This is a genomic window from Pseudomonas sp. H1_F01 (assembly GCF_054681425.1).
On the sequence record NZ_CP162823.1, the window covers coordinates 4,297,632 to 4,323,971 of the forward strand.

Annotated in this window: 23 protein-coding genes; 10 read left to right on the top strand and 13 right to left on the bottom strand. The window is 58.1% G+C overall.

Annotated features, from left to right (window positions below; translation table 11 throughout):
* The first annotated feature begins 691 nt into the window (after positions 1 to 691).
* From AB4O09_RS19320 to AB4O09_RS19335, 4 genes are all read left to right on the top strand, one after another.
* Positions 692 to 2,809 (top strand): multicopper oxidase family protein, encoded by a 2,118-nt coding sequence (locus AB4O09_RS19320; RefSeq protein WP_460107362.1) that lies wholly within the window; start codon positions 692 to 694, stop codon positions 2,807 to 2,809.
* 22 nt (positions 2,810 to 2,831) lie between these two features.
* Positions 2,832 to 3,254, top strand: coding sequence for a hypothetical protein (locus AB4O09_RS19325; RefSeq protein WP_460053170.1), 423 nt, complete (start codon positions 2,832 to 2,834; stop codon positions 3,252 to 3,254).
* A 109-nt stretch (positions 3,255 to 3,363) separates the two neighbouring features.
* Positions 3,364 to 4,899 (top strand): tyrosinase family protein, encoded by a 1,536-nt coding sequence (locus AB4O09_RS19330; RefSeq protein ID WP_460053169.1) that lies wholly within the window; start codon positions 3,364 to 3,366, stop codon positions 4,897 to 4,899.
* A 154-nt stretch (positions 4,900 to 5,053) separates the two neighbouring features.
* Positions 5,054 to 5,698 carry a copper chaperone gene (locus tag AB4O09_RS19335; RefSeq protein ID WP_250885995.1) on the top strand — a complete coding sequence of 215 codons (645 nt, stop codon included), beginning with the start codon at positions 5,054 to 5,056 and terminating at the stop codon, positions 5,696 to 5,698.
* 395 nt (positions 5,699 to 6,093) lie between these two features.
* On the opposite strand, the gene AB4O09_RS19340 is transcribed toward AB4O09_RS19335, so the two are convergent.
* From AB4O09_RS19340 to AB4O09_RS19400, 13 genes are all read right to left on the bottom strand, one after another.
* Positions 6,094 to 7,275, bottom strand: coding sequence for a hypothetical protein (locus AB4O09_RS19340; RefSeq protein ID WP_214509196.1), 1,182 nt, complete (start codon positions 7,273 to 7,275; stop codon positions 6,094 to 6,096).
* Between the two features lie 166 nt (positions 7,276 to 7,441).
* Complete coding sequence (locus AB4O09_RS19345; RefSeq protein ID WP_460107365.1) at positions 7,442 to 8,662, bottom strand: serine hydrolase domain-containing protein; 1,221 nt, start codon at positions 8,660 to 8,662, stop codon at positions 7,442 to 7,444.
* Positions 8,663 to 8,686: 24 nt separating this feature from the next.
* Positions 8,687 to 9,643: an ABC transporter ATP-binding protein gene (locus tag AB4O09_RS19350; protein WP_253473529.1), complete on the bottom strand. Its 957-nt coding sequence runs from the start codon at positions 9,641 to 9,643 to the stop codon at positions 8,687 to 8,689.
* A gap of 24 nt (positions 9,644 to 9,667) precedes the next feature.
* Positions 9,668 to 10,699 carry an ABC transporter ATP-binding protein gene (locus AB4O09_RS19355; RefSeq protein ID WP_214509193.1) on the bottom strand — a complete coding sequence of 344 codons (1,032 nt, stop codon included), beginning with the start codon at positions 10,697 to 10,699 and terminating at the stop codon, positions 9,668 to 9,670.
* On the bottom strand, positions 10,699 to 11,583 hold the full coding sequence (locus AB4O09_RS19360; RefSeq protein WP_024616670.1) for an ABC transporter permease: 885 nt from the start codon (positions 11,581 to 11,583) through the stop codon (positions 10,699 to 10,701). Before AB4O09_RS19360 ends, AB4O09_RS19355 begins: the two co-directional genes overlap by 1 nt.
* Positions 11,580 to 12,596 carry an ABC transporter permease gene (locus tag AB4O09_RS19365; RefSeq protein ID WP_046061801.1) on the bottom strand — a complete coding sequence of 339 codons (1,017 nt, stop codon included), beginning with the start codon at positions 12,594 to 12,596 and terminating at the stop codon, positions 11,580 to 11,582. The genes AB4O09_RS19360 and AB4O09_RS19365 overlap by 4 nt, the downstream gene beginning before the upstream one ends.
* A 168-nt stretch (positions 12,597 to 12,764) precedes the next feature.
* Positions 12,765 to 14,309: an ABC transporter substrate-binding protein gene (locus AB4O09_RS19370; RefSeq protein WP_214509192.1), complete on the bottom strand. Its 1,545-nt coding sequence runs from the start codon at positions 14,307 to 14,309 to the stop codon at positions 12,765 to 12,767.
* Positions 14,310 to 14,532: 223 nt separating this feature from the next.
* Positions 14,533 to 15,360 (bottom strand): helix-turn-helix domain-containing protein, encoded by an 828-nt coding sequence (locus AB4O09_RS19375; protein ID WP_214509191.1) that lies wholly within the window; start codon positions 15,358 to 15,360, stop codon positions 14,533 to 14,535.
* A 514-nt stretch (positions 15,361 to 15,874) separates the two neighbouring features.
* Entirely contained in the window at positions 15,875 to 16,948 is a 1,074-nt protein-coding gene (locus AB4O09_RS19380; protein WP_109755298.1) for a polyamine ABC transporter substrate-binding protein, read from the bottom strand.
* Positions 16,949 to 16,992: 44 nt separating this feature from the next.
* A complete protein-coding gene (locus AB4O09_RS19385; protein WP_027912458.1) occupies positions 16,993 to 17,334 on the bottom strand; it encodes a cupin domain-containing protein in 342 nt (113 codons plus the stop codon).
* A complete protein-coding gene (locus tag AB4O09_RS19390; RefSeq protein WP_027912459.1) occupies positions 17,331 to 18,755 on the bottom strand; it encodes an NAD(P)/FAD-dependent oxidoreductase in 1,425 nt (474 codons plus the stop codon). The genes AB4O09_RS19385 and AB4O09_RS19390 overlap by 4 nt, the downstream gene beginning before the upstream one ends.
* A gap of 57 nt (positions 18,756 to 18,812) precedes the next feature.
* Complete coding sequence (locus tag AB4O09_RS19395; RefSeq protein WP_436263359.1) at positions 18,813 to 19,613, bottom strand: helix-turn-helix domain-containing protein; 801 nt, start codon at positions 19,611 to 19,613, stop codon at positions 18,813 to 18,815.
* Between the two features lie 104 nt (positions 19,614 to 19,717).
* The gene (locus AB4O09_RS19400; protein WP_235862394.1) at positions 19,718 to 20,548 is read right to left on the bottom strand and encodes a DMT family transporter; all 831 of its coding nucleotides are present in this window, start codon (positions 20,546 to 20,548) and stop codon (positions 19,718 to 19,720) included.
* On the opposite strand from AB4O09_RS19400, the gene AB4O09_RS19405 reads away from it, so the two are divergent.
* From AB4O09_RS19405 to AB4O09_RS19430, 6 genes are all read left to right on the top strand, one after another.
* Positions 20,532 to 20,732, top strand: coding sequence for a hypothetical protein (locus AB4O09_RS19405; protein WP_162492173.1), 201 nt, complete (start codon positions 20,532 to 20,534; stop codon positions 20,730 to 20,732). The two genes, AB4O09_RS19400 and AB4O09_RS19405, sit on opposite strands and share 17 nt — an antisense overlap.
* A gap of 71 nt (positions 20,733 to 20,803) precedes the next feature.
* A complete protein-coding gene (locus AB4O09_RS19410) occupies positions 20,804 to 21,421 on the top strand; it encodes a TetR/AcrR family transcriptional regulator (protein WP_025214418.1) in 618 nt (205 codons plus the stop codon).
* A 185-nt stretch (positions 21,422 to 21,606) separates the two neighbouring features.
* Positions 21,607 to 22,914, top strand: a complete 1,308-nt coding sequence (soxC, locus tag AB4O09_RS19415) for a sulfite dehydrogenase (protein WP_232200137.1) — start codon at positions 21,607 to 21,609, stop codon at positions 22,912 to 22,914.
* Positions 22,901 to 23,476: a c-type cytochrome gene (locus AB4O09_RS19420; protein WP_027912464.1), complete on the top strand. Its 576-nt coding sequence runs from the start codon at positions 22,901 to 22,903 to the stop codon at positions 23,474 to 23,476. The genes soxC and AB4O09_RS19420 overlap by 14 nt, the downstream gene beginning before the upstream one ends.
* A gap of 61 nt (positions 23,477 to 23,537) precedes the next feature.
* Positions 23,538 to 23,927, top strand: coding sequence for a DUF2946 family protein (locus AB4O09_RS19425; RefSeq protein ID WP_027912465.1), 390 nt, complete (start codon positions 23,538 to 23,540; stop codon positions 23,925 to 23,927).
* Between the two features lie 71 nt (positions 23,928 to 23,998).
* Complete coding sequence (locus tag AB4O09_RS19430) at positions 23,999 to 26,149, top strand: TonB-dependent receptor (protein WP_027912466.1); 2,151 nt, start codon at positions 23,999 to 24,001, stop codon at positions 26,147 to 26,149.
* Positions 26,150 to 26,340: the final 191 nt, after the last annotated feature.

The following is a 26,340-nucleotide window of genomic DNA, read 5'->3' on the forward strand; positions in this document are numbered from 1 at the left end:
AGCCCCACCTCATATAGCTCTAAGGTTATTCCCGTTTCCCCAGGATCGGACAGGTCCCTATGAATGACCCCTACCGGCTCCCCCTCAGAAAATGCCTACGAAAATATCTTGCAGATAAAATAGCGCCGGCTATGCTCCCAGAGCTGACTTTCAGGATACTGGCTCCGAGCCACAAGACCTCCGATCTTGCCGTCCTGGCATCACAACGCTGATTAGCAGGAAGCTACACATCTGGCGACGCAAACGCGTTCGTCATGGTGTTCCCAAGGAGGGAGCCATGTCCGCACCTGGACAGTACCTGTTTGCAATAGCGGCCCATGATCGCGTGGACTTGCTCGATATCAGTGCCCCTTACGAGCCATTCAATCGGATGGTTCGCAGAGGACCGCCGTACAACCCCGCCCTCCCTCGCGCCACCCAATCGCCGGACCACCGCCCAGCCGCAGGTCGCACCTGCGACTCCTCCGGCATGGCTGCGAACAGCGCCAATGTGGTCAAGCGCAAAGATTCTTCCTGGGAAACATGCAGCCTCACTGCAGGATCGATGCCGGTTCCCATGTAAATCAGCTGATCAAAGGACACACGGCCGCCAAGGCTGTCGCACACATTCGCGCAATGGCGCAGGGAGAACAATATGACTTCGCTTCGTATAGTCCTGGCCGGGTTGTTGGTCTGCACAACCTCCCAGGCAGTGTTTGCCGAACTCGCCGCCCAGCCGTTCCTGGCGCCGCCCAGGCTTGTTGAAAAAGGCGCGCCGGGCACGCTGAAGGCAACTGAGTCGACCCTTGCGAAAACAGATTGCAACCCGCAGGGCGACATTACCCGCGACGGACAAACCGTCGAACTCAACCTGCAAGTGCAGCAGCGCGAAAACTATATCTACAACCCGGGCAATCCCGATGGTGCCAAGGACAAGGTCAAGCTGCGTTCCTATGGCGGCTGCCTGTCGGGGCCGCTGATCGATGTGCAGCCAGGCAATACCTTGCGGGTCCACCTGGACAACCAGCTGGATAAAAACGATCCCAGCTGTCCGGGAGGGGGGGATCCGGCGAATGGCCAGCCAGGCTGCTTCAATACGATCAATCTGCATTATCACGGGATGCACGTTTCGCCGTCGGGCAACAGCGACAACGTACTGTTGAACATCGCTCCACAGACCCAATTCGAATATGAAATCAACATCCCCACCGATCACCCTTCAGGCACCTTCTGGTACCACGCGCACCGGCATGGTTCCACTGCCCTGCAGGTCGCCAGCGGCGCTGCGGGCGCCCTGATCGTACGCGGTGACCGACCCTACACCGGCGGCAAGCCAGGAGACATCGACACCATTCTCAAAAACGCAGCCGGGCAACCCATCACTGAACAAGTCTTTCTGTTCCAGCAGATTCCCTATGCGTGTTTCGACGACAAGGGCGACATCATCAAGCAAAAAGATGACACCTGGACGTGTCCCAGCGGCAAGACAGGTGTGGTAGAGAACTTCGATGCGCAACTCGCCTCGGCCACTGTCTGGGATGAAAGCGGTCGATTCACCAGCATCAACGGCGTGGTGCAACCGACCCTCCAGGGCATCGCCGCAGGAGAAATTCAACGCTGGCGCTTCATTCACGCAGGTATCCACGACACCATAAACCTGCAGATCGTGCCCATGAACCCGACCAGCCCCAAAGCCACGCTTGCGCTAAAGGGTGTACTCAGCGGCACACCGAAGGAGCAGGCCGCCGTGATCGCCGATCTATGCCCGGCGACCGTGCCGGGCACCAGTAAACCGGTCGAGCTCGTACCTCAGTTCGAGGTCGCCGCCGACGGACTCACACGCACTGCAATTCGCCCCATCGGCGTCAACAAAAAGAGCGTGAGCGGCGGCATCGGCAGCAACTTCCTGCAACCGGGCTATCGCAGCGATGTGCTGCTGATGTTCCCCCGCGACGGCACCTACTGTGTACTGAACCAGGCAGCGACTCCCGCTGAACGCGCCAATGCAGGCCCCAACGGTGGCCCGGGCGGCCAGGGTCCGAACGAAACACAATTGCTGGCCACGGTCATCGTGTCGGGCGGCCAGGTTGTGACTGATGATCCGCAAAGCTACATCCAGCAAGCGCTGTACGACGCTAACAAAACGGATAAGTCGCTCCCTGCCGCAGCGCTGGAAGGGCTGCGAACCGGAGACCTGAACCCCTGGCGCGGGATGGATGACCTGAAGAACGCCGTGGTCAATGACGACATTCAGAAGGCCGACTTTTTTATTGGCAATCCGCCATTCCCGCCCTCGCCGCCCGCCAACGCGCCGCAGAAACCGGGAGACCCGTGGACCGGTCCGTTCGGCTTCTACATCAACTACAAGTCCTACGATCCGGACCGCATCGATTTCACCCGACAGGTCAATACGACAGACGATTGGGTTCTGACCTCCCAGCGCGAGCCTCATATTTTTCACATCCACGTCAACCCGTTCCAGGTGATGGACGTGCTCTACGCCAAGCCGGGCGAGAAGCCCAAAAGTATCTTCGGCCCCAATGGCGAGTGCCTGGTGCCAGCCGACGAACTGGGCCTACAGAATCAATATTGCGGGATGTGGCATGAGTTCAAGGACACCATCTTCGTGCAGAACGACTATCAGGTCCTGGTGCGCACGCACTACGACCGCTACATCGGTGAGTTCGTCATCCACTGCCACATCCTCGACCACGAAGACGGCGGCATGATGACCAATATCCAGATCGTGCCGGACATCACTGCTATCGGCGGTGGCATTGGCATGGCCGGTATGAAGCACACGGCACATCAACACTCGGACTCCAAGTAACCCTGATCAGGAGCTATCGGTAATGAGCAATCCCTTTGCAGGACAATGGACGTACAGAAGTTTTCTCAACAACCCCGCGTTGACTGACGGTGACCCGAAAAAACTGGAAGCGCTGTTGTTCGCCGAAGGTGTGTGGACCGTAGAGGACACCGCCAACGAGACGTTCATCGGCGAACTCAGTTTCGGGGCAAGCGCCGTCATGGATTTGAAGGGGGTCATCACCCATGGCCACGGTCGTCCAGACCATGTGCACATTGCGGGCAGCGGGCGTCCCGGGACCTCGACACAAGACTACTTCTACGATTATGACGGATCGCTGACGGAACGTTGGCCCAACGGCGTGAGCCAGGTTCCGGCCATCACCGGGTCGGTCATCCGCATGAAACCTCACAATGGCGAACCCGCTGGACTGGTCGCCTCGTTCATCTGCGTCAAAAGTACCTAGGTACTGTTTGTCGGGATACTACCGGGCCGACAGGGATGTAGAGCAAGCAATGCTGGCGACCCAGGATCCGATCCACTGCAACGTTCGTTATTGACGACAAGGAGTCGGCATGACTACTACCTCCACCACAGCGCCTGTCGCCCAACCTACCTGGTACGGGCAGATCCGCGACATGTTCACCTCAGTAGACCAGGCGCACATGGCCAGGCAAGGCCTCGACCTGGCCAGCTACGACGCGGTGATGAAGCACGCAGGCGATATCTACCAACAAGTGGCGGGGGGCAATATGCCGCCAAACCGCCCCTGGCCCGCTGACTGGGTGGGTACCTTCCTCAACTGGATGAACAACGGCTACCCGAAAGGAGTCCCCGCTGCCAGCGCCAACGCAACGGACTTCGCTGCGCGGTCACTGTTCAGCGCAGACGCGTCCACCGCCAGGGTCCGCAAGGACATCACTACGCTGTCCAGCGCCGAGCTCGATCTGCTCAAACAGGCGTTTTCAGCCATTATGGCCATGGAGCCCACCGACCCCAACAGCTACTTCACGCAGGCCGCTTATCACTGGTTTCCGGCACCCAATACCTATTGCATGCATCACGTCCCGGGGTACAACCCTTGGCACCGAGCCTATCTGGTCAGCTTCGAGAACGCCCTGAGATCGGTCCCCGGCTGTGCGAACGTCACCCTGCCCTACTGGGATATCACCACGCCCTTCCCCGACGTGCTTAAAAGCCCGCCCTTCGACCAGTACACGTTGCAGCAAGCCGCCAGCTCCGATTATCCGGCAGGCTACGTCACCACACGTTTTACCTACGACACGATCGCCCAGAACCTGCTGTGCAATGGGGTGACTGATGATGTGAACCGAGCCATGAGCAAAACTGACTGGGAGGACTTCCACGGCTATTGGTCCGGCGCCGCCCACAACACCATCATTGCCGCCCACGACAGTGGTCACAACTCAATTGGCACCACCATGCAGAACCAGGAAGTGGCGGCCTTCGACCCAGTGTTCTGGTTCTTCCATTGCAATTGGGACAGGCTGTTCTGGGAATGGCAGAAAAAAATGCTGGCCACCGATCTGCATGGATTGCTCACGACCATCAACGAAGTCACCGACCCCGTCAGTTATCAGATCTTCAACGATACGGCGCTGCAAACCCTGAACCCATTCACCAGCACCCCACTAGAGCTGAACACGCTGGCGATCATCGACTCGGTCGGTCAACTCGGCATTGACTATGCGCCCGCGGCGACAGGCTCGAACGTCGATTTCCTGCCGAAGACCCAGCGTACGCTCGCTGCGTCCAAACACTTCACGGTTGAAGCAGATCGAGTCAATGTGCGGGTCAGCGGTATCAATCGTCTGAAGATCCCCGGCAGCTTCTCGGTGCACTTGCAAAAAGACGGCAAGACCATCGCCTCCAGAGCATTGTTTCAACCGGTAGAGGTTCAAAGCTGCGCCAATTGCGTGGCCAATGCCATGACCCAATTCGATTTCGAGTTACCCATGGCGGCCGTGTTGGGCGGCAAGCTGAGCGTCTGGGTAGAGCCGGTGAACAAGGACTTCATCGGCGATCGGTTCCCGCAGAAGCTGATGGGCGATCCCGTCATTGATGTGCATCTATTGCTGCAAACTCAGTAGCGCTGCTGGACCAAGGGTGCCGGACTTCAGGCGTTGAAGTCCGGCTTCAGCCGTTGACGAACGCCAGATAGACATCAGCGTCGAGAACGACCTCATGCGCCCAGGCTCTGTTCTACGCCAATTTACCCACGACCCCTGGCCGGTGCTTTTGGCAATGGCGGGACTCGGCTTGGCCTTGTCCGTCTACAACGACATCACCACCAACGGACCTGCGTTCTGCGTCACTGTAGATGGGCTATCGATCTTCACGAGTTGGCCTGCCGCCCTGCAAGCGGAGCTGGCACTCAACCCACCCCAGCGAATCCTGGCCGGTTGGGCCTTGATGCTCCTGGCCATGATGCCGCCCCTCCTGGCGACGCCACTCATACACGTCTGGCGCTCCAGCCTGCCAAGCAGGCGAATACAAGCGTCAGTCGGCTTCCTGCTCGGTTACGGTGCCATGTGGATGGCCGCCGGCCCGCTCCTGATCGCCCTGGCGCTATTGCTACAGATGGCTGCCGCAGAAAATGCCCTGGCCGTGGCGCTGCTGGTTGCGATGCTGTGGAGCGCGAGCCCGTGGCACCGCGCAGCCCTCAATCGTGGCCACCGAATGGGGCGGCTAAGTCTGTTCGGCTGGGCTGCCAACAGGGATTGCCTGATCCGAGGCCTGGCGCACGGCCTGTTTTGTATCGTTTCGTGCTGGGCCTGGATGGTCGTGCCGCTTGTCAGCGGGTCCTGGCACATTCCGATGATGTTGCTGGCGGGCGCGATCCTGCTGGCTGAACGGCTCATCGCCGCCAAAACGCCGCGCTGGGGCTGACCGTTTAAAACAAGGCTTCACGTATGCGATCCATCTGGCCCCTCCCTTCCACCCTCATCGCATGCAGCCCGGGTCCGCACGCGCTGTTCGGCACAAAGGATGAGCCCGCACGACACAGTTCGTCAGATACAAATCCCAAACTATGTGCTCGCAGGCAAATTTCAGGCAAAAAAAAGCCACTCATCTGAGTGGCTTTTTTCTGAATCTCGGAGCGGGAAACGAGACTCGTATCGGGTGTCCGACTCGTTGAAATCCAAGGGGTTTCTTTTATTGCTGGAGCAGGAAAAGATTTGACTCTGGAGTTGTTTTTGAAGGGCATCAAGGACCAGAGGTATGATTCCCAGCCCCGCCATTGGGTCTACGCGAACATCCGTAAGTTGCCCAAAAAATCCAAATCAGAAGTAATAACCGATATTCATGTACAGCTGGTTTTCCCACTGATCACTACCACCAGCCCCCAGACTCTGGGTGAGGCTGCTGCCACCGATGACCGGATCATTCTTGCCGTACAACCATTCCGTGGCGATCCACAATTTGCTGAACGAGAACGAAGTGCCGAAAATCATCCGTTGCGAGGTCTTGAAATCGTCTGCGGATTTATCGAAGGCGCTGTAGTTGGCGTACAGCTGCACACCGCTGATCTGATCGAACAGGTACTTGCCACCAACGTCGTAGCTCACATCTGCCACGTACAAGTTGCCGCGACTGGCGACGTTGTAAGTGGCGTCGTAACCGCCGAAAGTCACCAGTTCATCAGTGCCGGGGTTGCGCGGGGACATCTGCTGTCGCGCAGCTTGCAGTTGCACGCCCCATGGCCCGTTTTTACCGATGTAGTGCACCGCCACGGCATTGCGCCGGCCGTCGTTGTTGGTGTCGCGGTTCTCCAGGGACGAGGTCAGGCCAGAAATCCCGACTTCGGACTTCCACGGCCCCAAGTCCATCGCCTTGGCCACCCGCAGTACCACGGTGTTGCGTTCCTGGTTGTTGCTGCCGTCGATGACATAGCTATCCGCTTCGGAGACAACACTGGAGTAGGTTTCGCCCTTGCTGGTGCCTTTGCCCTGCGAGGCCGGGCGAACGTAGTAACCGGCCTGGATATTCCAGTCGCCGCTTTGCTGGATGTACTTGGCGCCAAGTTCTTCCAGGTCTTCCAGTCCCACGACGTTGCCCAGGGTTTGATAGAACGTGCTGCCAAAATACGGCTGCAAACCGAACGGTACTTGGTTCAGGCCGACCTGGATTTGTTGGTCAGGGTTGAACTTGTAGCCGATCCAGGCGAACTCGGCGAACTGCACGTCCCCCACATTTTCTGTGTACTGGTAAGGATAGGCTCGTCCGTAGAAACGGTACTTGGCCTCGCCGATCCAGGTATCAGAGTTGTACTTGGCAGAGAGGATCACGGTATCGAAGTTGAACTTCTGGATGTCGCGATCCGGGTCATAGTCCCAACGCGCCCGGACCGCGCCACCAAGATTGAGATTGTCAGTGACCTGTATCGCCATCGCAGGCGTGGACAGCGCGTACGACAGCGCCAGCGGGATCAATGAGCGCAAGGCCCGGGTGGTGTTCAAGTTCATGGTCGCTCCGTCTTTAAGTTTTATTTTTGGCAACAACCATCCCGGCCACGGCAAAGCGCGGTCTGGATGAAATAGGTATGACCCGCCGAGACTGAGGCTGGAACAGCGTCCAGGTGCTAGCGGGCTAAACGGTGTTTGAGAAGCCGCAGTCGTTTAAACTTCGGCGTCAGTTGCGCTGAAGTTCTTCAACCACAGCGGCACAAGCACGGAAGGTGTCCAACGTCCATTCTGGATTGATAAAGTCCGGCCAACTGGAAAGTTTTACGATCGCCACTTCAGCAGCCGGATCCCAATAGATACTCTGACCAAATACTCCGCGCGCCGAGTAGGTGCCCTGTTCACTGTCCAATACCCAGCACTGATTGCTGTAAGCCGCAGTCGGAAAGCTCTTGGTGTAGTAGCCGTAGAGGACTTCGAAAGCGGGTGTGGAACCACGTCCGCATGCACGCACAAACGTCTCTGGGACGATCTGCTGGCAATTGAAATGTCCACCCTGCAAATACATCTGGGCAAAACGCCCGAGATCACGCAGCGTGGCGCTCATCCCGCCATCGGCCAATGCAGTTCCAACACAATCGAGGGTGATATTCGCGTCTTGCTCTGCCCCCAGTCTTGACCAGATCTCCCGACTCAATAAAACGGGGAGCCGCTCGCCGCAGGCCCGCTCACAGACCCAGGCCAACATGTCGGTGTCCACCGAGCGATACTCAAAGAACTGACCATGCTCACGGTCTTTACTCAGCGACTTCAACAAACCATAAATGCTGTCAGGAGACTCTCGCTCTCCCCGTTCACGCCAACCCGAGGCGATATCCAACTGGATGAATTCAGCATCCGGATCGGTGTAGTCCTCCCTGAATCTCACGCCCGTGCGCATATCCAGCAGATCCTGTACCCGGGCATCGCCATAGCCGCTTGCCGAAAGCTCGGGCACATAGTGGCTGACGTGCGCTTGGGGATCGATTCTGCCCTGGCCTATCAACCTGCCGACCAGGCTGCCGACGATGGTCTTGGATACCGATTGCAACAGATGCAACGTGTGCGGCTGCATACCATTGAAATACTGCTCGGAAACCACCTTGCCCTGATGAAGCACCAAGAAACCATCGGTGTAGCTATCGGTCAGGAAGGTCGCCAGATCGGTTTGCCTGCCGTCGATCCGCTGGAAATGTACGTCGTCCAGTGAACGCTCGTTGCGCTTGAGTTCGCTGACCGGCCCGGGACCACGATGAATAGCAGCCACCGGAAACAGCTGGCTCATGTGCTGGAACGACCAGCGGTTATAGGGTGGACTGTCCCAGTTGTGCTGACGGACTTGCTTTTCCCGGGGCGGCGGATAGCCCTGCATCAGCCTTAAATCCTGATAACCAATGCCAGGAGCGGTCATGTCATTTTTATTGTACTTAGGGGTTCAGCTCTCATCGTTCAGAGGGTGGTGGCAAGAAAAACGGTGGCCATGATCCTGGGTCTCGGCTGGCACCTCTCGGCGACAACGCTCACTGACCCTCGGGCAACGGGGCGCGAAGTGGCACCCGGTAGGCCGGTTCAAGGGGCTGGGGATCTCGCCGCTGAGGATTTGCAACTGATCACGACGATCAGGATCGATGGAGGGCACTGAATTGAGCAGCGCACGGGTGTAGGGATGGCGCGGTCGACCGAACACCTGCCCCACAGTCCCGGCCTCGACGATGCGCCCCAAGTACATCACCAGCACCTGCTGCGCCAGGTATTCGACCGTCGCAAGATCGTGGCTGATGAACAGGTAGCTCAGGCCATTATCGGTCTGCAGCGTCTTGAGCAATTGCAGCACTTGGGCCTGGACCGACACGTCGAGCGCCGCCGTAGGCTCATCGAGGATCAGCAGTCTTGACTCGAGCGCCAGGGCCCGGGCAATAGCGATACGCTGCAACTGGCCACCGGAGAATTCATGGGGATAGCGCTCCATGTGTTCCTCGCCCATTCCCACATTTCCCAACAGCGAGAGGATGCGCGCGCGCAAGGCGCTACCGCGCAAACCAAAGGCAACCTTCAGCGGCTCGGCAACAATCGCCTTGATTGTCATTTTCGGATTCAGCGAAGCGTAGGGATTCTGGAACACCATGCTCAAGCTTCTGCCCCGCGCCCTGGCATCAGTAGGCAGCGGCCGACCTTCGACCAGAATTTGCCCACTGTCAGCTGGCAGCAGACCGAGCAAGGTCGCGGCAACCGTACTTTTGCCACAACCGGACTCCCCCACCAGCGCGACCGTCTCACCGGCCTGCACCTCCAGGTTGATGTGGTCGATGGCGGTCACCAGGCCGTCGCGGCTGGCGTAGGTCTTGTGCAACTGAGTGACGCTCAGCAGTGCGGGCTGTTTGTTGTTATTCATAGCCGTTTACCTTTCAAAGAAGCCTCACACCTTGACCAACGTGTTGTGGCAAGCCGCCCAGTGTTCCTCGCCGATCTCCACCCTCGGCGCAGCCTGGACGCATCGCCCGGTGGCGCGCTCACAACGCGGGTTGAAGGCACACCCAGGCGGGGGAGCCGCCATGTTCGGCACCTGCCCAGGGATGAAGCCCAGGGGCTGAGCCCCCTGCCCCAACTTTGGCACGGTGCCCATCAGTTTCAGGGTGTAGGGGTGTGCTGGTCGCTTGAACACTTGGCCCACCGGACCGCTCTCCACCACTTCGCCGGCGTACATCACCGCTACTCGATCACAGAGCGAAGCCACTACCCCAAGGTTGTGGGTGATAAACAGAATCGCCAGGTCCTGCTCCTTCGCCAGCTTGCGCAGCAAGGCGATGATCTGCGCCTGCACCGTGACGTCCAGCGCGGTGGTCGGCTCATCAGCGATCAGCAGTTTCGGTCGACAGGCCAACGCCATGGCAATCACCACTCGCTGCAACTGGCCGCCAGACATCTGGTGCGGATACTTGGCTAGCGCCAGAAAAGGATCGGGCATGCTCACCGCTTCCAGCGAGCTCAGCGCCTCGGCGCGGATTTGCGTCTTGCTCAGTTGCCGATGGCAGCCGATGACATCGAACATCTGCCGGCCGACCGTGAAGAACGGGTTCAGCGCCTTCATCGGATTCTGGAAGATCATCGCCGCGCCACCGCCGCGCAAATCCGCTAACTGCGATGCCGACGCACCGTTGACCTGCTGTCCGGCGACCTTGACACTGCCGCCCAGCCGAGCGGCCTCAGGCATCAATCCAAGGCAGGACATGGCCGTCATGGACTTGCCCGAGCCCGACTCCCCGACCAATCCAAGTATCTCGCCGCGCCTCACCTTGAGGTCGATGCCCCGTACGGCCTTTACGGTCTTGAACAAACCTGGGAAGGACACCGTCAGCCCTTCCACTTCCAGCACCAACTCTTGAGCTGTGTCGTTATTCGAAGCGGCGAGATGTTCGGGAGTAGACGGTTGCAAGGATTCGTTGATCATCAGCGCGTCCCCTTCTTTGGATCGAGCACATCGCGCAGCCCGTCACCCACCAGGTTGACGGCCAGTACCAGAACAAAAATCGCGACGCCGGGGAACAGCACCGTCCAGGGATTCTCGAGCAATTGCGAGCGCGAAGCCGCGGCCATCAGCCCCCATTCGACCATGGGCGGCTTGGCCCCCAGCCCGATAAAGCTCAGCGAGGCAGCGGCCAGAATGGTGTAACCAAAGTCCATGGAGCCCTGCACGATCACAGGTGTGGTGGCATTGGGCAGTACATGGCGAAGCAAGATACGGAAATGACTGACACCCATGGAGCGAGCGGCATGGATATAGGTTTCTGAACGAACCCGTACTACCGCACCGCGCATGATCCTCGCGTACCAAGGGAACCAGGAGACGGCGAGCGCTAACATGGCGTTGGCCAATCCCGACCCCAGCGCAGCGGTGATAGCGATCGGCAACAACAGCGGTGGAAAGGCCAGGAACACGTCCGAGACACGCATCAGCAGCGTATCAATTCGACCACCGAAGTAACCGGAAACAAGCCCAATCGGAATTCCGATCAGCATCGCGATCAGCGTCACGCTCACTCCGATGATCAGCGAGGTGCGTGCGCCATAAAGCACCCGTGAAAGAATGTCGCGACCAAACTCGTCGGTGCCCATCCAGTGTGCCCAGTTGGGTGCCATTAATTTTTGGGAAAAGACAATTTTGTTGGGTTCATAAGGCGCAAGCCAGGGGGCGAAGATGGCCGCCAGGATGATCAGCAGCAATAACAGCGCGCCAAATACAAACAACTTGTTATCGCAGGCAAAAGCCAGGGCCTTGATGCGCCATGATGGGGCTCGCGAGGGCATGGACAGGGATACGTCTTGGATACTCATTGGACTCGCAGCCTCGGATCAACAAGGTGATACAAGAGATCAACAATCAGGTTGATCGACAGATACGTCGTGGCCAGCACCAGGGTGGCCCCCATCACAGCGGGGAAATCATTCTGGGCAATCGAAAACACCACGAAGCCGCCCAGGCCGGGCCAATCGAAAACGAACTCAACGACTACCGCACCGCCGAGCAAATAACCGAAGGTCAGGCCCACCACTGTCAGGAGCGGAATCATTGTCGCCTTCAGGGCATAGGCGTAATGGATACGCCACTTGGGTACACCGTAAGAAACCGCCGTACGGATGTACTCCTCGGAGAGCACCTCCACCATCATGTTGCGGGTGATCCGGGTGACAGTGGCCAAGGTCACGACCACCAGGGTGAGCACGGGCAGCGTCAGGTGTTTGATGGCGCTCCACAGTGCTACGAAATTGCCGGCCAGCAGCGTGTCGATCAGGTAAAAACCGGTCACTCGCTCAAAGGGGCTATCGAGAAGAATGGAAGCATCGATACGTCCTTGCAGGGGCAACCAATTGAGCTTGCCGTAGAACAGCAACTGCAACCCCATGGCCAAGATGAAAACGGGAAATGCCGTCCCGGCGATGGACCCCGCTCGTGCCACGTTGTCGACCACTGAGTTCTGCCGGGCCGCCGAGATGACGCCGATTGGCACCCCGAGCAGCACCACCCAGAACATTGCAAGGAATGTCAGTTCAAACGTCGCGCCTACCCGCCTGATGACCTCCTCCGCCACCGGCCGCCCGGTGCGCAAACTGGTGCCAAAATCACCCTGGAGAAGATCGCCGATGTAATTGAAGTATTGGATCGGCAGAGGTTTATCCAACCCCAGTTTTTCTCGCGCGACGGCAATCTGCTCCGCCGTGGGGTGGTTCCCCAGCATCATCTCTACCGGGGATCCGGGAAGAGCTCGGCTCAGAACGAAGGTGATGGTCAACACGCCCAGAAGAATGAAGAACATCACTATCAATCGCTGGGCTATATACTTCGCCATTTATACTACCTTTTGTGGCTAATAAACTTGGCCCTGACTTCTTACGCCCAGCACAAAGCCCTCAAAAGAAAATTAGCTCTTGAGGAGTAACCGGGCGAATCAACCGACTGTCGGTCTACAAGGTAAATCAGGCCTACACCTACAACTTCATCACAAACAACTCAGCATTCAGCGATTCAAGTTGTAGTAGAGAATTGCCTCATAAGCGGGATTCAGGCTCTTTTCCATGCCCTTGATGTCTTTGCGGGAAACACGTATCTGCTGCACGTCCGCGTACCAGATCGCAGGAGCGTCCTTGGCCAGTAGCTGCTGGGCCTGCTGGTACTTTTCAGTGGACTGAGCCCGATCACTGCCTTCTAACGCCACCGCCTCCTCGATCAACTGGTCGAAGCCTGGGTTGCTGTAATGAGACAGATTGAATAGCGTGGTTTTCTCTGAATGGAACTCGCTGAAAAGCCAATCGCTGGGTGTCGGATATGTGGGCCACCAAGCCATGGATTGCAGGTTGGGAGCGGTGTCCAGCTTCTTGGCCTTATCCCAGATCACACCCCACTCGCCGGGACGTAACTCCACTTCTACGCCAACCTGAGACGCCGTCGCCTGGAACAGCTCAGCGGCGTTTGCATAGATGCCACTGATGTACTGCATCGAGACCTTCCAGTCCTGTTTGGGTACGCCAGAGGCTTCCAATAATTGGCGGGCTTTATCCAGATTGTAAGAAGCCATAGGCACGCTGGCATGCCCCCAGATACTGGTGGGTAAAGGCCCCTTGGACACACTGCCGTAGCCGTGCAAAATATCGTTGGTGACACCTTCATAGTCCCAAAGGTATTGCAGCGCCTGACGAAATGCCAAGTTATCCGTAGGGTACTTCTGGGTATTGATCAAGAACTGGAAGTTCTTCCACGAAGGCGCGGTACTGACCTTGATGGAAGGGTTCTCTCCCAATACCTTGAGCTGATCAAGGGGGATATCCCAGGCAACGCCAGCCTCGCCATTTTTTATCATCTGGGTGCGGGTGGACGCTTCGGACACGACCTTCACGATGACGCGATCAAATTGCCCTTCTTTCCAGCCTCCCCAGTAGCCATCGAAACGTTCGAGCACCACTTGCTGGCCCTGTTCGACCTGCCCAAGCTTATAGGGACCGGTACCGATAGCGTTGGGAGCCATCATCCAGTCATGCCCCTTATCCACCGCCGCCGGGGCAATGATATAAGCAGCGTATTGACCTGCCGCGATCAGATTGGCCGGAGCGGGATTCTGGAACTTGAGCACTACCGTGTCGTCAGCTACGATCTCGACGGAATCCAGGGCTTTCCATACATACGCAGCGCCTTGTTTTAGCGCTTTGACGTAGTCGATGGATTTTTTGACCGCTGCGGCGTTGAACGCCGAACCGTCATGAAACTTAACGCCGTGCCGCAGCTTGAAGGTCCAAGTCTTGCCGTTGTCGCTGCTTTCCCAGGACGTGGCGAGCCCAGGGGAAAACTCCTCGGCACTGCCCGGAGCGTTATAGACCAGAAGCGTCTCGTAGATATTGCCCAGCACCCGCACCTCTTCCGAAAACGCCGAGGCTGGATCCCAATCCTTGAAAGAGGCTCGATCAGCGACAACCAAGGTATTGTTTGCCGCACACACCAAGCCACTGGTCAACGGCGCAGTAATGGAAAGCGCCATCAACCCTGCCATCAAGGTTCTTTTGAAGTTCATCGATGTTCCTCTTATTTTTATGATGGGCGCAGCGGGTCACTTGCACGAGCAGGCGTTAATCCAGCTGGAATGAACGACGTGTTTGGCCGTTCGTGAAACTGCCTATTGAGCGGTGTGGCTCATTATTGATCTGCCGCACCGCCAGCTCAATTTCGCGAGCGCTAAGAAAAAAACGCCAGATGACGCTTGAAAGCGTCACCTGGCGTCTATTTTTAAAGCGGGGTTAGAACAACGGCGGAACGAGGTTGAACTCACCCTCGGATGGGCGAATCAGCAGCCGCGCCCTCACCTCGCTGGGTATCTCAGGGGCATCAATCGGGAAGCAGCTGCAACTGGAAAGCGCGTTACGCAGATCGATCGATTCACCGAGGTACTCAAACACAATCTGCGCACCAAAAGGACGTCGAAAATTGTCGCCCGACACGCCGAGCACCAAGCCGTTGAGAAAGCGGAAGCGACTGCGATAGGAGGGGTAAAGCGCCGACCAGATGTAGCCCCGAGACGATAGGTATTCGTGCTCGACGATGTAAATCAGATCGGATGAGGCAAAGCAGAACCCACGATATTTATTGATGCCGAAACTCTTCAGTTGGTCATCACCCAGTCTCACTCGCTCGTACGTTTTACTCAGGATTTTGTTGCCGGAACGGGTCAAGCGGGTAATCGACTTGATCACCTCCCCTGATCCGGAGGGCGACATCAAATAGACAAAGTAGTAACCCTGGTACTTCGACAGTTCCTGCGCGGAGCTTGGAAAAAAATCGGTTGGTACAGCACTGTCCGGCTCTCGCGCCGTGCGCTGCCTGTTGAGCAAAGCGCGGAACGACTCATGGTCGGAGAATATTTCATCCTCATCCACCCCGAAAAAAGCGCATATCTTGCGAAGGGTGAACAGTGAGGGAGTCGCCTGCGCCCCCAAGTATTTGTTGAACTGCTGGCGATTGATATCGAGGGAGCGGCAGACCATCGCCACCGACTTGTAGTACCCGCAGAGAAGGCGCAAGTTTTGACTGAAGTCTTGCGCCGACCGAGGTGAATTGGAACTCAGCATTTAACAGTATTCCTAACGCCACCATTGACAACACGCTGGACTAAACGTCGCTTGGATCACGGTTTTCAGAAGCTTGGCTTCGCCGCCTCGTGATCGACGTGAGCATTAAGCCCGACCATAGCGCCTGGGTGGGGGAATGTTCAACAATACTCACGCATGCAGTGTTTCCTGGCGCTCCAGAAAATTACGTCGGTAGCAAATTTTTGGTTCGATATTCGAGAGTGCACGATAGACGATAGACGGCTCACGCCTCAGCACATGAATTTCAGGCAAAAAAAAAGCCACTCATCTGAGTGGCTTTTTTCTGAATCTTGGAGCGGGAAACGAGACTCGTATCTGGTGTCCGACTCGTTGAAATTTAAGGGGTTTCTTTTCTAGCCGGAGCAGGAAAAGACTTGATTCTGGACTTGTTTCTAGAGCACATCAAGCGGTCATGGTGCCAGTGTGAGGCATGCTTTCGCACCGCGGACCTGCCGCCGATGATCCGGGCTGCCCGCATCATCGACGATTGACTTTATTGTCCGTTTTTAACCCGACTCCAAACACGCGTGCGCAGCCGGTCGGTCTCCAGCGGCATCGCTTCCAGCACAAAGAGTTTCTTCATCACGCTTTCAGGCGGGTACACCATCGGGTCGTTGAGAATGGCCTTGTCGACCATGCCTTCAGCGGCAGCATTGCCGTTGGCATAGTGCACGTGGTTGCTGATGTCAGCCATGACGTTGGGGTCCAGCAGGTAATTCAGAAACGCGTAACCGGCAGCTTCATTCGGAGCATCGGCAGGCATGGCGACCATGTCGAACCACATGGGTGAGCCTTCCTTGGGGATGGCGTAGGCAATCTGTTGGCCATTGCCGGCCTCATTGGCTCTGGCGGCCGCCTGCATCACGTCGCCAGAGAACCCGACGACCAGACACACGTCTCCCGTTGCAAGATCGCTGGTGTACTTGGAGTTGTGGAAGTAATTCACATAGGGCCGCACTTTGAGTAGCAGCGCCTGGGCCTTCTCGTAGTCGGCCTTGTCCTTGCTGTGATGCCCAAGCCCCAGGTAGTTCAAGGCGATGGGAAGGATCTCGGGGCCGTTGTCGAGCATGGCTACGCCGCATCGGGCGAGTTTTTTCATGTTCTCCGGCTTGAAGATGATGTCCCATGAGTCTATCGGTACATCGCCCAGGACTGCCTTGACCTTGGCGACGTTGTAGCCGATGCCGGTGCTGCCCCACAGGTACGGGAAACCGTATCGGTTGCCCGGATCGTTGGCCTCCAGAACTTTCATCAGCGTCGGGTTGAGGTTCTGCCAGTTCGGCAGTTTGCTACGGTCCAGCGGTTTCAGCGCACCGGCCTTGATCTGCCGGGCCATGAAGTGGTTGGAGGGAAACACCACGTCATACCCGGAACGGCCGGCCATCAGTTTGGCGTCGAGGACCTCGTTGCTGTCGTACACGTCATACTGAGTCGGGTGCCCGGTATGGCTGGTAAAGTTTTGCAGGGTATCTGGGGCAATGTAACTGCTCCAGTTGTAGATCCTGACGGTGTCTGCCGCCTGAGCGGTGGACGCGATCAACAGTAGCGGAACGATCGATTTCAACATACGAGACCTCAACCTTTGTTCTAAGCGTTATGGATGAAGGCAGTTCAGAAAATCAGCACATAGCTTTTGCGAACGGTTTCTTGTATGTCCCAGACTCCCGTGGTGTTCGCAGGCAACATCAATGCGTCGCCGGCCTGGATATAAAGAGCCTCACCGCCATCCGGGGTGAAGGTGCAGCGTCCCTGGATGAAATGGCAGAACTCCTGTTGCACGATCTGGCGCCGCCAGCGGCCGGGGGTGCATTCCCACACGCCGGCTTCGACGCCGTCATCGCGTTCAACGCTTGTCGTGGCAACCTGTGAAACCGGCTCACCCAGCGGTACGCCGACAGCGCCCGATTCCCCGAGAGACAAGTGCGGGGTGTCGCGAAAATGATCGATCTTCATGGGAACGGCTCCTTGGACTTCATCAATCGTTCCATGCAACCCGCCAGACCCTCGGCCATCCGGCGACGCCAGCGCGGTACATGGAGGTTGGCCAATATCCGATCCTCGTGAACAAAGCTCTGGATAATGGCGTTGTAACCCAGCCAGCGCAGGGGCTCTGGCTCCCAGCGTGGCAACGAGGCCAGCGGACGGTCGGCCCACACCCAAGGCTGGCGGGTCAGTTCGTTGTCCTGACCAAGAATCAGCGCGGCCACGGTGCGACCACCCAGGTTGCTGGCGCCTACGCCTTCGCCGCCATAGCCACCGGCGAGTGCAATTTTCTGGCGGCGGTCGGCCAGCATGTGCGGGTGAAAGCGCCGCGCGACGCCCAAGTTGCCGCCCCAGGCATGAGTCAGGCGAACATCGCGCAACATCGGAAATAGCTCGCTGAACAGGTACTGGCGCAACTCACGTTCGGCCTGACTGAGGTTGAAGTCACTGCGCAGGCGACCTCCAAAGCGATAGCCTCCTCGGGCACCAAATACCAAGCGGTCATCGCGGCTGCGCTGACCGTAGGTGACCTGTCGGCTGTTTTCGCTGAAAGCCTGGCCACGGCTAAGTCCAATTTCGGCCCACACATCGGCCGGGAGCGGCTCAGTTGCAACGATCAGGCTCTGGGCGGCCAGTTGATATTTGTTTAACGGGGGCAAGGCACTGGCATATCCCTCGACTGCCGGCACCACCCAATCGGCGCTCACCCGACCGTGCTCGGTTCGAACTTGGCCTGCCGTCCAGTCGAGCACAGCGCTTTGCTCGAAAATCCGCACACCCATGCGTTCCACGACATCGGCTAGCCCCCGTACCAACCGGGCAGGTTGAAGGGTCGCGCAGTGAGGTGAATACAGGGCGCCGTACGCCTGGGCCACATTCAATTGTTCGCACAAGGCCTGAGCGCTCAACCAGCGATAATCGTCCTCACCCAGGCCTTGGGCATGGGCGGCAGCGAGTTGTTCGCGCAGGCGCCGTTCTTGCTCGGGATACCGCGCCGCGCAGTACAGCACGCCACCTTTACGCAGTTCGCAATCGATGCTTTCGACGTGGCACACCCGCGCCACTTCATCGGGGATTCCGTGCAGCAGTTGATATCCTGCATGACGTTGGGCGGCGGGCAAGGGCCCCAGGAGTCGGTCTTCGCCGAGCAGATTCCCCATCAACCAGCCGCCATTGCGGCCGGAGGCGCCGAAACCGGCAATCTGTGCTTCAACTATGACGATATCCAGGTGCGGTGCTTGCTGCTTGAGGTAATAGGCCGTCCAAAGGCCGCTGTAGCCGGCACCGATGATCACCACATCGGCTCGCAGATCCTGATGCAACGCCGGACGCGGCGTCAGCGCCTCGTCGACTTGCTCCATCCACAAACTCACACCACCCCAACCAGCCATTACCTGCTCCATCGTTTGATTGCCGACAGAGCTTAATGCGCAGCGAAGGGGCCTGTGTTATCTGCGGGTACGCGCGCAATTGGCCTTCAACCAGGCTTTTGGTGTGCAGCCGGTATGGCTGCGGAAAGCCTTGTAGAACGCCGAGGTGGAATTGAATCCGGCAGCCACTGCGAGGGCATCGATGGGTGCGTTTTCGTCGTAACTGGCGAGGCGTTCAAGGAGGTAGGCCAAGCGAGCCTGAGTCACGTAGCGATAGAAGCTTTGCCCGAGCACTTGATTCAATAGGTAAGACAACTGATTACGGCTGTACCCGGTGGCGCTGGCGATCCGAGCAAGATCCAGGTCAGGATCCAGGAATGGCAATTGGCGGGTAAAGTAATCGGCCAAGTCTCGCGCCATGAAACTCAACTGGCGCGCCGAGAGCCCTAGCTTACTGATGGCGGGGGCGCGACGCCCGGCGTGGGGCTCGCCGTCGCGCACGAGTGACGCGTATTCGTTGACACGCAGGATCTGACCCTCACATACGGTGATTGCTTCGCTGGTGCGAAAAACCACCCGCTCGCCACTGCCCTTCAGAGCGGTCTGGTACTGGATGAATGCCGTGCAGCCGTCAGCGCGGATGCGGTCATTGTGCTCAAGATATTCATCGGGATGGCGCGGCAACGTGCCGGTGATGTAGGCGCGCAGCTCGGTCAGGCCCATGCTGCGGTTCTGGAAAAAATCGTTGTATTGCACTTGCGGGTGATAGAGCGCGAGTATCGCCTCCAGGTCGCGGTGCTTCCAGGCCATGTGATAGCGCAGCACCACCTCAAGGGTGAGTTTTGTCTGTTCGGCGGTATCTGACGGGACGAGAAGCATGGGTTGACGGGCCTTATGACTGGGCGGCACCAGTCTAGTCCTTGAGTGGTTGAGCGAACAAATTCAGGCACGCGCAGGTGCACATGATTGAGCGAGCGGGGCCTCTAGCTGCCTGTGGCTCTGCCATGCTTGCCACCCAGCACCAACGCAACGCCGCCCAGTACAGCAATGGATGCCAACACCATCCTTACGCTCAGGCTTTCCCCCAGAAAAACGATGCCCGCCAGCGAAGCCAGGATGGGCACGCTCAACTGCACCGTCGCGGCTTGAAACGCTGCCAGATGACGCACCGCGACGTACCAGACCGCGTAGCCGACGCCTGACGCTAGCGCGCCGGAAAGAACCGCATAAAGTATCCCCTGCGGATCCCAACGCAACGCTGAGAGAAACGGCACGCTTGCCATCAAGACCAGGGGAATCGAGCGCAGGAAATTGCCGGTTGTGGTTGCCAAGGGATCGGCGACAGTTTTGCCAAGCAGTGAGTAGATCCCCCATGCCACCCCCGATAACAGCATCGTGAGTGCGCTAACGGGGTCAGGTGCTGCGGCACCTGGAAGCAGCAGGCTAACCAAGCCAACAATCGCCAGCACAAACCCAACGACTGCCAACGTGTGCATCCGCTCGCCTTTGAACACGCCGTACAGAACCATGCTCAGTTGAACCGCGCCAAACAACAGCAGCGCCCCCGTCCCGGTCTCCAAATGACGGTACGCGAAAGAAAAAGCAAAGACGTAAACGAACAAGGCTGCGGCGCCCTTCCAACTGCCTTTGATCGTGCTGGAGGACCGTCTCAAGGCACATATCAGCCATAACACCAAGGCCCCGCTGGCCAGCCGGACCACGCTGAAACTCGCGGCATCGATGTTGGTGTGCTTAAGCGCCAGGCGGCACAGCAGCGAGTTCGCGGCAAAGGCGAGCATGGCGAAACAGATCATCGCGATCAATCTTGCCGAAGCTGACGAGCTGGACGCCTTCGTTACGGAGTTGCTTATTGTCATGGTCGATCCCAATGCCCAGGCAGGCTCTCAGAACACTCGACGCCACCGCGCCCTTGAAAATACGTTAAGCGCCTCTGTACCGATCGGTCAATACAACCATCTTCCTGCAACCATGGTATGAGCTTCTCCCGTCTGTATCCTTCAGCACGCACGCATGGGTATGATTGACGTTCAACCGGTTGGAATCGACCCATGGGAAAAAAGAACGCCGTCGTCGCTGCCGAACCTGCTGAAACAAGCACCAAGGAGCGAATACTGAAAATCGCCGCGCAGTTGTTTTCGACGCGCGGGTTTCACGCGACCGGCATGGCTGAGTTGGAAAAAGCCACTGGCCTGGCTCGAGGCGCGCTGTATTACCACATCGGTAGCAAGGAAGAATTGCTGTTCGAAATCACCAGCCGGTATCTGCGGGTGCTCATCGCAGAAGGCACGCCCCTGTGCGAGAGCGACCAGCCTGCAGAAGATAAATTTCGCCAATTCTCGGCCATCGTGATGCGCACGATTGTCACCCACCTGGCCGAAATGACGGTGTGTTTTCGAGAAGTGTATTCGGTCATTGGCGAGCGCCAGACTGAATTGCTCGACCTGCACCGGCAGTATGAAAAGCTCTGGTCGAATATCCTCAAGGCTGGCGTGAGCGAGGGGACCTTCCGCACATCTGACTCGTTAGCCGTGAAGGCTATTCTTGGTATCCACCACTACAGCTACTTGTGGATCAAGCCCGGTGGCCCGCGCTCTCCGGAATCCATCGCGACGTTCTTTTGCGACACCCTCCTGCCCGGACTGAAGGTTGAGCCGCGCCCGGCTTGACTGTCATCAGCGGCGCTTCAAGTGCGCCGCTTTCCTCGCTCCCCTCATTCACGTGCCATCACCGATGGTCGTCCTTGCGACTGGACCACGCGCGTTTTTCGTTCTAGGCTTACCTACAGACCGACCGATCGGTCTATAGACTCGCCGTTGGGTCCAGCCCGACAAAGGAATCAGAGGGAACAACAATGACAAAAAAATCCATGGTCCCCGCCAAGCAAGACATGCCTCAAACATCTTTGGCTCGCAGGGATTTCTTGATTAAAAGCGGGGCCGTTATCGGTACTGCTGCCTTTGCTCTGGGCGATAGCGACTTGGTCAGCGCAGAGACGACCAACGTCGCCCCTCTTGATCCGAACCTGCCCCTTGAAGTCCCGCAATGGACCCGTAGCCTTGGCGCTCCCACTGCAAGCCCTTATGGCAAACCTTCAACGTTCGAAACCAAAGCCGTCAGGAATCTATATCCCGGCCTGAAGGACACGATGTCCGCCTACAGCACCTCCCCACTTCAAGAGCTGGACGGCATCATTACACCGAACGGCCTGTTCTATGAGCGCCACCACGCAGGTGTCCCGCAAATCGATCCGGCGCAACACCGGCTGGTGATCCATGGCCTCACCGAAAACGCCTTGATCTTTACCGTGGACGAGATACGCCAGTTCCCCGCCGTGTCACGAGTGCACTTCATGGAGTGTTCGGGCAACCCATCGTTTCTACCTCCGTGGGGCAAAACCGCCGCCGAAGTCAGTGGCCTGGTCAGCTGTGCTGAGTGGACTGGCGTTACCTTGAAGACACTGCTGGATGAAACCGGGCTCAAACCGCAAGCCAAGTGGATCATTGCCGAAGGTGCGGACGGCGCGGCAATGACGCGCAGCATTCCCATCGAGAAATGCCTGGACGATGTGATGGTGGTCTACAGCCAGAACGGCGAGCGTCTAAGGCCGGAACAGGGCTACCCGCTGCGGCTGTTTGTCCCCGGCTACGAGGGCAACACCCACATCAAATGGCTGCGCCGACTTCATATCACCGATGCGCCCGCCTACAGCCGGGAAGAAACCGCCAAATACACCGACTTGATGGCGGACGGCAAAGCTCGGAAGTTTTCCTTCGTCATGGAGTGCAAATCGCTGGTGACCTACCCTTCCGGCACCCAGAAACTGACACGCAAGGGCCTGCATGAGATGCGTGGCATTGCCTGGAGCGGCCACGGCAAAATCACCCGTGTCGATGTCTCCGTCGACGGCGGCAATAACTGGACGCAAGCCAGGTTACAGGAGCCCATTCTGACCAAGGCGCTGACCGCCTTCAGGGCGCCTTTCGAATGGAACGGCCAAGAGTTGATGATCATGAGCCGCGCCATCGACGAGACCGGATATGTTCAGCCGATGCTGGAACAGCTGATCGATGAACGCGGCAAGGTCTCTTTCTACCACAACAACTCCGTGCAACCGTGGCGCGTGTCCAGCAATGGGGAGGTGACCAATGGACGGGCTTAAAGGTGGTTCGTTTTTCATCGGCTTGCTGTGCGCCTTTGCGCTGACCCACGCCTCGGCACAATCCCAATACGGTTTGGGCACCAAGGCTACCGAAGCGCAGATCGCCAGTTGGAACATCGACGTGGCGCCCGACGGCAAGGCTTTGCCTCCAGGGCGCGCAACGGTGGCGGACGGGGAAAAGGTCTACATGAACAGTTGCGTCAGCTGTCATGGAGTGAAACTCGAGGGCGGCGTCGGTCCTGCGTTGGCGGGCGGCGAAGGAACCCTGACTACTGACAAACCTCTCAAGACAGTCGGCAGCTATTGGCCCTATGCAACGACGCTTTTCGACTACATCCGCAGAGCCATGCCCTTCCAGGCGCCACAGTCATTGTCCAACGAACAAGTCTATGCAGTGACCGGCTACATCCTGCACATGAACAAGCTGCTGGACGCCAACGCGACCGTGGAAGCATCGACCTTGGTGGATGTAAAGATGCCGAATCGAGACGGTTTTTATACCGATGACAGACCGGACAGCAAGGCTGTTGCCTGTATGTCGAACTGTTTAAAAGCTCACTGACGGATCAAAAAATGTAAAATCCGCTCGCCGATAAACCGTTCCTTCTCAACGAGCTTTGCTGATGAAGCTGGCCAGCCGCGAAAAATCGATGATTGCCTGGTTGCTGTACTTCAGCATCCTGTTCGGTTCGTTGCTGTGCGCGATGGGCCATGGACAAATGGCCGGCTTGCGATTGAGCGGTTTGGACGGCGGACTGTTTTGCTCTACTAACGGCGGGGCAATATTCGAGGGCCAGCAGGATGTGCCCGCCCCTTCGCTGCCCGTCGTCGGTGATTGCGTCATTGCAAGCCTGTTCGGTGCGATCCTGCTGGCAGCGTTTTTCGGGCTGCTCGCCCTGCTTGCCAGCGAGCCAGCCTGGCCCTTGCCCGCACAACCGACCCGTTGCCTACCCAGGCAGCGCTGGCCCCTGATCAATCCTCGCGCCTCCCCCGCCCCGCTTCCCGCGCTCTGACCTCTTCACCACCCGCCGCTGCATGACGCGCGGCCGGTGTGTGCTCATTGAATTAAGCCAGGAAGCTCTTCATGTTTCGCTTGACTACTTTGGCGCTGCTCGCGGGCAGCACCTGCGCGTGGGCGCAAGACACTGCCCTGAACTTACCCACCAGCTACATCAACGCCTCGGCCAACCAGCCGAAACCGGCCACCAGCCTGGACCTGGATACTCCCATCGAAAGCGGCTCGCGCCTGAATCTCAGTGCCCGGGAAAATCCCGCCTCTGTAAGCGCGGCCGATCGCAAGACGATGGAACGTATCGGCGCACGCAACTTTCAAGACGCGGCGAACGCTCTGCCTGGGGTTAACGCTTCTGCGCCACCCGGCTGGGGCGGCTATGTGTCGTACCGTGGCTTCAACGGTGCCCAGATCAGCCAGCTGTTCAACGGCATCAATCTGCAATACGGTGGCGCGGCCCGTCCGGTCGGCGCCTGGATTTATGACCGGGTGGAGTTGCTCGGCGGCCCTTCCTCGTTCCTCAACGGCAGCGGTGCCGTGGGGGGCAGCCTGAACGTGATCACCAAGCTTGCCAACCGTGAGGAAGATACCTTCGAGGGCCGAATGAGCTACGGTCGCTACGACACCTGGGAAACCGCGGTCGGCTTCAATAAAGCGCTCAACAGCGGCGATGGCCCGCGCCACTATGCGCGCCTCGACTACAGCCGCACCAGCAGCAACGGCTACATAGATCGCCAGGAGAACGGTGCGGGCAACCTGGCCTTCTCGCTGCTCAGCGACATCAACGACCGACTCTCCCATACGCTGGCGATCGAATACCTGGAAGAGAAGGAAGACAGTCCTTACTGGGGCACGCCGGTACTGCAACCGCTGACCGGCAAGCTGCAGATCGACAAGCACAACCGCTTCAACAACTACAACGTTGAGGACGGTCGCTACGAGCAGCGCACCCGCTGGATACGCTCGATCACGGACTACCAGCTGGACGACAATACCCAGTTGCGCAATACCTTCTACCACTACGATGGCCAGCGCGATTACCGCAACCTTGAGGTCTACCGCTACAACAGCGACAACAGCGCCATCGCCCGCTCCGGCGGTTACCGCCAGCGGCACGACCAGGAGGTCAACGGTGACCGAATCGAGTTGACTCACCAGGCTCAACTGTTCGGCCTGGCCAGCGATTGGGCGCTGGGCGTGGATTACAACACCAACCAGCAAACCAATTACCCGTTGTCCAAAGGCGCCTTCGACACCATCGATCCAGATGGCTTCGAGCCGGGCCACTTCCTGGACATTCCGGGGATGGATGCACCGCGCACTAAAGGTCGCAGCACGTGGACCGATACCTCGTCGGCGTTCGTCGAGAACCGCACGCGCCTGACCGAGCAACTGGCGCTGATCACTGCGCTGCGTTATGACCATATCGATTTCGAGGTGGTCGATCATGCGGCGCAGGCCAGACTCGACAAGCGTTGGGATGCAATCACGGGACGCCTGGGCCTGGTGTACGACCTGACGTCGAATGTCAGCCTTTATACCCAATACAGTACCTCGGCCGAGCCGCCGGGAGGGACGCTTACCAGCGCCTCCATTGCCCAGGTGAGCGACTTCGACTTGAGCACCGGTCGCCAATTCGAGGTGGGCAGCAAGTTCGATTTTCTTGACGGTCGCGGCTCGGCCACCGCCGCGGCCTACCGCATCGTGCGCAAGAACATCTCCGTCCCCTCCTCGACGGTGCCCAACACCACCGAACAAGCGGGTCAACAAACCTCCACCGGCATAGAGCTGGCCGCTTCATTCAAGATCACGCCCAAGCTATTGGCGGCTGGTAACTTCAGTTGGGTAAGGGCTGAGTACGACGAGTTCAATGAAACCATCGCCGGTGTTGTGTTCTCGCGCAAAGGCAAGAATCCGGTGAATATTCCCGACCGCGTAGCCAATCTCTGGCTGACCTATGACGTGGCTCCTGACTGGCAGCTCGGGGCTGACGTGCGCTATGTGTCGTCGGTCTACGCCAACACCGCCAATACGACCTGGGTGCCCTCGTACACTGTCTATGGTTTGTCCATGACCCACGATCTGGACAAACACGTACAGGTCAGCGCGCGCCTGCGCAACCTGACCGACGAGGTCTATGCCCGTTTCATCCACCAGAGCAACACCCAGTATTACGTGGGCGAGCCGCGCAGTCTGGAAATCGCTGTGCAGTGGAAGTACTGACGACCCCGAACGGAATGCAGCACACGGTCTGGCGACCTGACAGGTCTAATCATGATTCGGAGCGCAGTCCTTCCCGCGTTGATCAGTCTGTTTGAATGGCCCGCTGGACGGGACCGCCAGGGACGGCGGCTTTCACTGTTTTTTCTCTGGGCTCAACGCTCACGGGGCTTACCCTCTAATCGGCAATTGAG

Excerpts from the sequence above, each read along its gene's own strand:
- AB4O09_RS19325 (WP_460053170.1), top strand. The coding sequence starts at position 2,832 with ATGAGCAATCCCTTTGCAGGACAATGGACGTACAGAAGTTTTCTCAAC.
- AB4O09_RS19330 (WP_460053169.1), top strand. The coding sequence starts at position 3,364 with ATGACTACTACCTCCACCACAGCGCCTGTCGCCCAACCTACCTGGTAC.
- AB4O09_RS19335 (WP_250885995.1), top strand. The coding sequence starts at position 5,054 with ATGGCGGGACTCGGCTTGGCCTTGTCCGTCTACAACGACATCACCACC.
- AB4O09_RS19340 (WP_214509196.1), bottom strand. The coding sequence starts at position 7,275 with ATGAACTTGAACACCACCCGGGCCTTGCGCTCATTGATCCCGCTGGCG.
- AB4O09_RS19345 (WP_460107365.1), bottom strand. The coding sequence starts at position 8,662 with ATGACCGCTCCTGGCATTGGTTATCAGGATTTAAGGCTGATGCAGGGC.
- AB4O09_RS19350 (WP_253473529.1), bottom strand. The coding sequence starts at position 9,643 with ATGAATAACAACAAACAGCCCGCACTGCTGAGCGTCACTCAGTTGCAC.
- AB4O09_RS19355 (WP_214509193.1), bottom strand. The coding sequence starts at position 10,699 with ATGATCAACGAATCCTTGCAACCGTCTACTCCCGAACATCTCGCCGCT.
- AB4O09_RS19360 (WP_024616670.1), bottom strand. The coding sequence starts at position 11,583 with ATGAGTATCCAAGACGTATCCCTGTCCATGCCCTCGCGAGCCCCATCA.
- AB4O09_RS19365 (WP_046061801.1), bottom strand. The coding sequence starts at position 12,596 with ATGGCGAAGTATATAGCCCAGCGATTGATAGTGATGTTCTTCATTCTT.
- AB4O09_RS19370 (WP_214509192.1), bottom strand. The coding sequence starts at position 14,309 with ATGAACTTCAAAAGAACCTTGATGGCAGGGTTGATGGCGCTTTCCATT.
- AB4O09_RS19375 (WP_214509191.1), bottom strand. The coding sequence starts at position 15,360 with ATGCTGAGTTCCAATTCACCTCGGTCGGCGCAAGACTTCAGTCAAAAC.
- AB4O09_RS19380 (WP_109755298.1), bottom strand. The coding sequence starts at position 16,948 with ATGTTGAAATCGATCGTTCCGCTACTGTTGATCGCGTCCACCGCTCAG.
- AB4O09_RS19385 (WP_027912458.1), bottom strand. The coding sequence starts at position 17,334 with ATGAAGATCGATCATTTTCGCGACACCCCGCACTTGTCTCTCGGGGAA.
- AB4O09_RS19390 (WP_027912459.1), bottom strand. The coding sequence starts at position 18,755 with ATGGCTGGTTGGGGTGGTGTGAGTTTGTGGATGGAGCAAGTCGACGAG.
- AB4O09_RS19395 (WP_436263359.1), bottom strand. The coding sequence starts at position 19,613 with ATGCTTCTCGTCCCGTCAGATACCGCCGAACAGACAAAACTCACCCTT.
- AB4O09_RS19405 (WP_162492173.1), top strand. The coding sequence starts at position 20,532 with ATGGCGAAACAGATCATCGCGATCAATCTTGCCGAAGCTGACGAGCTG.
- AB4O09_RS19400 (WP_235862394.1), bottom strand. The coding sequence starts at position 20,548 with ATGATCTGTTTCGCCATGCTCGCCTTTGCCGCGAACTCGCTGCTGTGC.
- AB4O09_RS19410 (WP_025214418.1), top strand. The coding sequence starts at position 20,804 with ATGGGAAAAAAGAACGCCGTCGTCGCTGCCGAACCTGCTGAAACAAGC.
- soxC (WP_232200137.1), top strand. The coding sequence starts at position 21,607 with ATGACAAAAAAATCCATGGTCCCCGCCAAGCAAGACATGCCTCAAACA.
- AB4O09_RS19420 (WP_027912464.1), top strand. The coding sequence starts at position 22,901 with ATGGACGGGCTTAAAGGTGGTTCGTTTTTCATCGGCTTGCTGTGCGCC.
- AB4O09_RS19425 (WP_027912465.1), top strand. The coding sequence starts at position 23,538 with ATGAAGCTGGCCAGCCGCGAAAAATCGATGATTGCCTGGTTGCTGTAC.
- AB4O09_RS19430 (WP_027912466.1), top strand. The coding sequence starts at position 23,999 with ATGTTTCGCTTGACTACTTTGGCGCTGCTCGCGGGCAGCACCTGCGCG.